Annotated in this window: 6 protein-coding genes and 1 pseudogene; 2 read left to right on the top strand and 5 right to left on the bottom strand. The window is 37.4% G+C overall.

Annotated elements, in window-relative coordinates; translation table 11 throughout:
* The first annotated feature begins 444 nt into the window (after nucleotides 1–444).
* Nucleotides 445–1,059 (top strand): GerMN domain-containing protein, encoded by a 615-nt coding sequence (locus tag FFR48_RS22830; RefSeq protein WP_137668948.1) that lies wholly within the window; start codon nucleotides 445–447, stop codon nucleotides 1,057–1,059.
* Between the two features lie 482 nt (nucleotides 1,060–1,541).
* On the opposite strand, the gene accB is transcribed toward FFR48_RS22830, so the two are convergent.
* The gene (gene accB / locus FFR48_RS22825; RefSeq protein WP_096567693.1) at nucleotides 1,542–2,069 is read right to left on the bottom strand and encodes an acetyl-CoA carboxylase biotin carboxyl carrier protein; all 528 of its coding nucleotides are present in this window, start codon (nucleotides 2,067–2,069) and stop codon (nucleotides 1,542–1,544) included.
* A gap of 171 nt (nucleotides 2,070–2,240) precedes the next feature.
* On the bottom strand, nucleotides 2,241–2,798 hold the full coding sequence (gene efp, locus FFR48_RS22820; protein ID WP_096567692.1) for an elongation factor P: 558 nt from the start codon (nucleotides 2,796–2,798) through the stop codon (nucleotides 2,241–2,243).
* Between the two features lie 205 nt (nucleotides 2,799–3,003).
* Between efp and FFR48_RS22815 the strand changes: the two genes are divergently transcribed.
* Nucleotides 3,004–4,110: a peptidylprolyl isomerase gene (locus FFR48_RS22815; RefSeq protein ID WP_137668947.1), complete on the top strand. Its 1,107-nt coding sequence runs from the start codon at nucleotides 3,004–3,006 to the stop codon at nucleotides 4,108–4,110.
* A gap of 604 nt (nucleotides 4,111–4,714) precedes the next feature.
* On the opposite strand, the pseudogene FFR48_RS22810 reads toward FFR48_RS22815, so the two are convergent.
* The 3 genes and pseudogenes from FFR48_RS22810 to FFR48_RS22800 form a co-directional block, all read right to left on the bottom strand.
* Nucleotides 4,715–4,906 (bottom strand): annotated as a pseudogene (locus FFR48_RS22810) (succinylglutamate desuccinylase/aspartoacylase domain-containing protein); the annotation flags it as partial.
* Between the two features lie 149 nt (nucleotides 4,907–5,055).
* Nucleotides 5,056–7,401, bottom strand: coding sequence for an NERD domain-containing protein (locus tag FFR48_RS22805; RefSeq protein ID WP_137668945.1), 2,346 nt, complete (start codon nucleotides 7,399–7,401; stop codon nucleotides 5,056–5,058).
* 97 nt (nucleotides 7,402–7,498) lie between these two features.
* Nucleotides 7,499–7,885, bottom strand: a complete 387-nt coding sequence (locus FFR48_RS22800; protein WP_137668944.1) for a hypothetical protein — start codon at nucleotides 7,883–7,885, stop codon at nucleotides 7,499–7,501.
* Nucleotides 7,886–8,090 lie beyond the last annotated feature (205 nt).

Below are 8,090 nucleotides of genomic sequence, written 5' to 3'. Positions count from 1 at the left end.
TGAAATCCCAAAAAATGCACACTTTTTCCGGTATACCCTTCAAAACCCTTGCACTAATTTCTGTGTTTATCAGCCTCTAACCTTTGATATATCAAGGTTTTAGGTTTATTCAGCAAACCCTACTTACTTATAGTTACTGTACACTGACTTATGGAAATATAATTTTACCTATCTATCCTGTGAGGGTGCGTATTTCAAGAATTGTTGAGATTGACATTAAAGTTGATGTGACGGTCTATAAATGTGAACCTAAAATTAAAGATAAGATAAAGTTGGGTGCAGGATGATAAATTGCTGAAACAGGCAAAATACAAAGTCAGCAGAATTTTCACACATTAAGGCATCTCTAGATTTTAAGAAACTACCCACGCATCCGTATCTTATTTAGCCAGGCTACTCCTCTCTTGAACACTACTTCAGCCCTTTGCCAAGCAGGTTTTATATATGAATGAACAACAAAGAACTAATCGTAATATTTCTTCGGGTGTCATAGCAGCCGTCTCAGCCGCGGTGGTGGCGGTAAGTGGTGGGGTAGCTTGGTTGACTTCCCAAACTCCTCAAACTCCCATACCAGGAAACCCCTCTCAAAGCATTAAACAACCACAACAGCCATTAACTACCCAGCCGGGGAAAGAAGAAACTGCTAATATATATTGGCTCAAACCAACGGAAACAAGCTTTGAATTAGTTCCTCAGCCGATAAAAATTGCTGCTGCACAACCTAGCCAAGCTTTAGAAGCTGCTTTTGAAACTTTGTTAGCAGGTCCAACAGAAGGAACAGACTCAACAACTATTCCTCAAGGTACTAAACTGCTAGGTTTGAAAGCTGACAATAACGAAGTTCACGTTAATTTATCAGAAGATTTTACCAGTGGTGGGGGTAGTGCCTCAATGGTTGGCCGTGTAGGGCAGGTTGTCTATACTGCTACTAGTTTAAATCCTAACGCCAAAGTTTACATTGAAGTCAATGGTAAGCCATTAGAAGTTTTAGGTGGTGAAGGTGTGGAAATAGAACAACCACTAACTCGTAAAAGCTTTAAAGAAAATTATCCTCTTTAGTCAGTAGTCGTAGGGGCGAAGTAGGGGCGAAGCATTCGGAAAATAACCTGTGATAAAAATTGATAATTTATCGCCCGAATGCTTCGCCCTTATAGGAAAATAGCCTTGGACAAAAATTGATAATTTATCGCCCGAATGCTTCGCCCTTATAGGAAAATAGCCTTGGACAAAAATTGATTATTGTTCGCCCGAATGCTTCGCCCGTACAGTAGTCAGTAGTTGATGATTTTTCCAGAACAAAAAGAACTGACAAAGGACAACTGACTAATTTTGATCAACTTCTTTTCAAGTTGTAGCGCAGCGATCGCAAATAGTCGTTAACATAACAATGAACAGGGTGCTGAGGACATCAATTGATAATCAAACTCCGACTACAACAGGGTTTTCCTGCTGACTCTGAGAACAGTTGACTTCTGGAACTTTTGACTTCTGGAACTGCTAACTGCTGACTGCTGACTGCTGACTGCTGACTGCTGCTATAATTAATCTGGATTAATTCGCATTAAAGGTTGACCATATTCTACAGGTTCGCCATTTTGAACGAGAATTTCCATCACTTGTCCAGAGACTTCGGCTTCAATTTCGTTCATCAGTTTCATAGCTTCGATGATGCAGACTGATTGACCTACTTTAACGCGATCGCCCACTTCCACAAATGGCGCTTCACCTGGTGCGGGTGCGCGATAAAAAGTTCCCACCATCGGAGACTGGACTTCTATAAATCGAGAGGCGGCGGCGTTAACAGCTAAAGGTGATTGTGCTGTAGCCGAATTATCACGACTTGTAGCTATTTCTGGTAATTGTATGGGTGCTGTATGGGTTGCTGGTGCAGGTGTCAATCCTGGACTAACCATACCACCTAACTGAGCTTGACCCACCGACAGTACAGAATTATTTCCACCTTTACGCACTGTTAGCTCAAAGTCATCGCTTTTCAGTGATACTTCGGTAATATCAGTTTGTGCAATAGTAGCTAATAGTTGGCGGATTTCATTAAAATCTAATGGCACAGTATTTTTTACCTCGACCTAACCGTAAATCAGAATCTTATTCTCCAATTCAGGAGGTAATACCCAGAAATTTGGTGTGATTTCCGGGTATTACGGGAGATTGTTCATTTCCCCAACCTCGCTGGATGACAAGGGCTGGAAATCGATCTGGGATATCCACAAAAAAGCGGCTTATTCCCTGCCTAAATATTTATCTTCTCTGGTATCTATCTTGATCCGTTCACCTTGAGAAATAAACAGGGGAACCATGACAGTTGCGCCGGTTTCTACCTTCGCTGGTTTAGTACCACCTGTAGCGGTATCACCTTTCACACCAGGATCAGTTTCAACTACTTCGAGAACCACAGAATTAGGTAATTCAACTTCTAGAACTTGTTCGCCCCAACGAATAACGTTGACTTCCATACCTTCTTTGAGGTACTTAACGCGATCGCCAATTTGTGCAGCACTTAATCTACCTTCTTCATAAGTTTCCATATCCATAAAGATGAATTCTTCACCTTCTTTATAGGTATGTTGCATTGTCAGTTTTTCAAGAGTAGCCTGTGGCACAGTTTCACCAGCCCGGAAAGTCCGTTCTAAAACCTTGCCGGTTTGGACATTTTTAATAGTTGTCCGTACAAAGGCAGAACCTTTACCTGGCTTAACGTGAAGGAAATCAATCACCCGCCATACAGACCCGTCTAGGACGATAGAAACACCGGGTCGAAAGTCATTACTAGAGATCATGAAACTTGCAAATTTTGGAAGACAGTCGGCATTTATTGTACCTGTTATTAGGGAATAGGGAATAGGGAATAGGGAAGGTAAATAACCCAATTACCCATTACCCATTACCCATTACCCATTACCAATCCGCAATATGGGAAGATGAATGATGGGTTACTTCCCAGTTCATACAGTTAACAATTTGATGCTGCATTTGAGAAATTCCATGTTTAACTTCATAAAATCCTGGCTGAAATACAGCCTCAAGACCATGCTGCTGGTAACAATACTTGTAGGCATAAGCACTGCTGGGTGGACTTCCTTGAGTTATGCAGCCCTGCCATCTGGTAACGCTATCACTGACGGTAAAGCTTTGTTAAGGTATGCACTGCCCATTGATAATCAACCAGTACGCAAACTGCAAGCTAGTTTAGAAGATATTTCTAATCAACTACGTGCCAACAAGCGATGGGCGGCGGTTTCCAGAGACCTCAGCCAAGCTTCCCGGATTCTCGATAAACCTTCCCAAATCTTAACAAGCGTTCCCGCAGAACGCCAACCCCAAGCCGAAACTTGGATTGCTGATTTAAAATCTGGCATTGCAGAATTGCAAGAAGTAGTTAAAAACAAACAAAAGGACCCTATTCTGGAAGGCAGAGCGAAATTACTCAATCTTGTGACTTTGTTAGAAGAGTCAATGGTGACAGAATTTCCTTTTGAAGTTCCTGCTAAGTTTAGTAATTTACCTCAACTTAAAGGCCGCGCTACTATAGCCATTAAAACCAATAAAGGGGATCTGACTGTAGTGGTAGATGGTTATAGCGCCCCGGTGACTGCTGGTAATTTTGTCGACTTGGTGCAACGGGGTTTTTATAACGGTTTAGAATTTACCCGTTCTGAAGAATCTTATGTATTACAAACAGGAGATCCTGAAGGTAAAGAAGTCGGTTTTATTGATCCTGCAACTGGTAAATATCGGGCTGTTCCTTTAGAAATTTTGGTAGAAGGCGACAAAGAACCAACTTATGGTATTACTTTGGAAGATGCTGGACGTTATCTGGATATGCCAGTATTACCTTTTTCTTCTTTTGGTGCTTTAGCAATGGCACGTCCTGAAGGTAATGTAGATGGTGGTTCTTCTCAGGTTTTCTTCTTTTTATTTGAACCAGAATTAACTCCTGCTGGACGTAATCTTTTAGATGGTCGTTATTCTGTTTTTGGTTATTTGACTGAAGGTAAGGACATTTTAGATAAGCTTAAAGCTGGTGACAAAATTGAATCTGCTACTGTTGTTCAAGGAATTGAAAATTTAGTTCAGCCACAAGCAGCTTAATTAATTTTGGATTTTAGATTTTGGATTTTGGATTTATTCTGAAATCTAAAATCTATTAATTTTCAGCCAATCCCAGAAACGGAGGATAACCCCAAAAATAGAGAACCAAAATAACACATATAGAAACCATAAAAGAATATAAAAAACTAACCAAATCATTACATCCAAAAATGGTTTCTGATCTCGGTTAATTTGTAAGTATAAGTTTCTATTATTATACAAGAAATTATTTAGCTCCGTAGCATCAATGTTTGCCTGACTAGTGTTACAAGAATAATTAGAAAATTTGATGTGTTCTTGGTTAGTTTTTAAGTATAGCGTTGATATCTGACATCCTTCCGAATTATATGGTGTTTCAACCTTAGTACCTAAAAGTTGAAACTCAGTAATTGAATTAGACCAAAATGCAGGCAAATTACTATGTTCTAGGCGACAATTCACATATCCCTGCTTTAGTCGGTGACAAGTGATAGTATCAGAAATACTAATTGGCGACCTCCATATTATTATGTAAAAAATAAATAATAAAGGTGTTACCCATTCAGAACAACCTGGAAATTTAGACATAAGTGTTAACCCTTGAATTAATCATTTCCAACTTTTTCTAAATTGTGATTTGATGCTTTTCGGTAAAACACATAGCAGTACCTTTTTCGTAATAAGCAGCTTCGTTAATAAAGATTGGATAAACAGTAGAGTTTCCTTCATAGCTAATTGTCTGACCATCAAATGTTAAAAACATAGGATCACCGGGATGCAAAACTTCATAATCTTTAAACTGAAGATGAGGATGAATCTATCACTGACAGGTATCTTAAGGCTAGACCAAATGATAGTAGTGCTTTGAAATTAATGGATATTTAAAATGATATTTATAATTGGTTTACCCATTGTTGCTACTGTACCTCACTAGACTGAGAAAGGCTATATCTACTGATGAACCAACTATCTTCTTTCAAAAGTTGGCCAAGTTTGTCCAAATTCTTCTAGATTAGGGTCGCAGCAAATAACAATTAAATAGCTTCCTTCTGTATGTCGTTTTAAGCGACTTAGTGCTACATAAATAGCTGCTAGGTCTGATTTTTGGTTTTTTGAATTAATACCAACAACGATATATCGACCTTCCCACCCTTTAAAGCTATGAATTGTGCAGGCTTTTACCCGTGCATCTCCCATGAAAAAGGCTAGTTTTCTACTTTTCTGGTCTTGTTTTCTATGGTCAAAAACATGAATAACTTTAATATTTCTCTTATTTAAAAGTTGTACGCATGATAAACCTATTTTATGGGTTGGAACTAGCAAAACAATATCTGGATAAGCCACAATATTCGGATTGGCTAAATCAGGAATATTAAGAACCGCCTGAATAAGATTATCCACCAAAGAGTCCTGCATTGTAATCTGTATCCAACTTAGGTGTGCAGTCCATTTGTCTTTTTCATTTTCTGGCTGAGGAAGATTTACCATTCCTTCTAAATATCGCTGAGAAAAATCTCTGAGATATTTGATCAGTGATGGAGGTGTTCTATAACTGGTATCAAGTGACACCCAAGGACCATTAAATCCCGCATTATTCCCGCGTCCCGTCCAATGAATAGCACGTTCATAGATATCTTGTGTCTCATCGACTGCAAGTACCATCTCACCACCAGGTTGAAGAACCCGTCGTAGAGCGTTCCACCAGTCAATGTTATAATCTTGTCCTTCATCAATTAAGATTGCATCATATTTTTGAATGGAGTCTCCTCCAGTTTCAATCGCTGTATTTACCAAATTTACTATATCTATTTCTAACACCTTGGATATATCAGGATCTCCTTGCCACAAAGCCTTATATTCATCATTGAGTCCAGCTTGTTTGCAAATAACTAGTTTGCACCATTCATGAAAATGTAACCATGTAATATTATCTTTAATTCTTTTATTTTCGACCGGATAACGAACTGCAATATCTCTCAGATAATGCCAAAGGGTAATATTGTAAGTTACAACTAATACTTCTTTATCTTCACTAGATAACTGAGCCGCTCTTGCTGCAATAACGAGTGATTTTCCAGAACCTGCTGAACCTTTAATCCGGCGATTACCCGAACCTGTGCGTGTGGTTACTAACACTCTTTGTTTTTTGTCAAGTTCTAGCGGCTGCCTTTGAGTTGCGGCAAAATCAGGTTCAACCAACCAACTTCGTAAAGATTTAGCAATTTCAGGTGTCATTAATTTAGCAGTTGTATCATCTTTCAATACAGATGCTGGAAAGACAATCTCTAGGGAATTATCATCTATTGCATCAAAACCAACTACTGGATAATAGGGCTGTAAACTTCCTAAAAAGTGTTTTTTTCTAAGAAAAGGACTGAATAAGTCTTTTGCTATTTTAGTTGTTGTCGATGTCATAATGACACCAGCAGTAATTAAGTTATAATAATTGGCTCTATTTTCTGAATTAAGAATATCGATCTGAGGACAATAAAGGTTAGCTATGCTTTCTTTATAGAGAGCTATTTTTTCAATGGGATTATCTTTAACTTTAAAGTCTATTCCATCTTTTGAGGTAGCCCAGAGTTCAGGTGATTTATTATCTATTTCTTTAACTCTATAGGGCATAGCATTAAGATTCCAGTCCTTCACTTCAAAAACAGCAATGCCAATATTGGGATTGAGCAGTACAAAGTCTGGACGTAGGCCATTAAGGTGGGGTTGAATATATATTTCCCAGTCTTCTGATAGATTTTCATCAAAGAAATTTAAAACCATTCTTTCACCATGATTAAGTGGTGTTCGCAGTGAATCTAAATCTTCTCTTTTAGGTGAAATAATTCGATTTTTTTTAAAATTATAAATTTTGAATAAAATGTTTAAGTCGCTTGGAGTATCGTGTTGTGTATAAGATAAGAATAACAGTTCCTGGTATATAACTTCGGGATTTTCTGATTGGGTTTTAATTGTATATGAAACTGGTATTTTAATAGCCGAAAACTCATATTCACAAAATTCATCTTGAACTACCTTTTTTATGAAAATTCCACTTATTCCACCATTCAATATATTGCTATCACACAAACAAAATGCTTCAACATACCATTCATAACCTGAATGATAATTTAAATAAAAATTAATAAAGCAGATTGTCTGCCCTGTTTTTAAATCATCTTTAAAGCAAAAATATTTGCATTCAGGGTCATAAATTTCACCTTGAATATAAAAATCTGTTTCTGAATATCCTTGTGATAAAAATATTTTTCTAAAGAAGTTTTTTGTGAGTTGATTTAATATTTGTGTTGTTTGTGACATATATAGTCCAATTGAGTTACAAGGAAGGTCAATAGGTGAACAGAAAAAATTAAAGGTATCTGAAGAAAAGTAAAGGGGGTAAATGGAATCAAAGCCATTAGCGCATTAACTCACATAGTCCAGCTTGCTTTTCAAATTGTTGCCAACGAATACTTTCTTGAAATGATTGAATTTTTTGAGCATCTTGAACAAAAACCTTGTCACCATTAGAGCCTAAACCAGCTTGTGACCAATAAGCCGCCACTTTATAGATGGGTTGATTATTACCAAAGAATAATTTATTGACATAAGCAATATCATTGGGGTCTGCATTGGTATGTTCTTTTAAAGCGGACAAGAAATCTTTACTAATTTCTGAATATTTGAGAGGTAATTTTTGTCCTTGACTGAAATCCTGATTACAAATCTTAACTTTAGCTCCACACCCAGATAAAGAAATTCCAATAATTAAAATAATCACCGTACTTTTTAGACTGCCCATCATGAATTACTCCTAAATTAATTCGGATTATTTGTAACTAACATCTTTTCATAAAGTGTCATCCAAATGAAACTTTTTGTATTGAGGGGGCGACAAGCAAGTTGAAACCAAGATAGGGAAAAGGTTTGAGGTGATAGACCCTCTGAAAAAATCTGGTGCTTATTGAGAATAGTATACAGTTATTAAGCAGATATTTATAGGGTGCAGT

The sequence above is a fragment of the Sphaerospermopsis reniformis genome (genome assembly GCF_005402885.1).
In the GTDB taxonomy this organism is placed as follows: domain Bacteria; phylum Cyanobacteriota; class Cyanobacteriia; order Cyanobacteriales; family Nostocaceae; genus Sphaerospermopsis; species Sphaerospermopsis kisseleviana.
The sequence above is the reverse complement of the archived record's forward strand: the minus strand, read 5'-3'. Positions and strand labels throughout refer to the sequence as shown.

Coding starts and splice junctions, on each gene's coding strand:
- FFR48_RS22830 (WP_137668948.1), top strand. CDS start 445: ATGAATGAACAACAAAGAACTAATCGTAATATTTCTTCGGGTGTCATA.
- efp (WP_096567692.1), bottom strand. CDS start 2,798: ATGATCTCTAGTAATGACTTTCGACCCGGTGTTTCTATCGTCCTAGAC.
- FFR48_RS22815 (WP_137668947.1), top strand. CDS start 3,004: ATGTTTAACTTCATAAAATCCTGGCTGAAATACAGCCTCAAGACCATG.
- FFR48_RS22805 (WP_137668945.1), bottom strand. CDS start 7,401: ATGTCACAAACAACACAAATATTAAATCAACTCACAAAAAACTTCTTT.
- FFR48_RS22800 (WP_137668944.1), bottom strand. CDS start 7,885: ATGATGGGCAGTCTAAAAAGTACGGTGATTATTTTAATTATTGGAATT.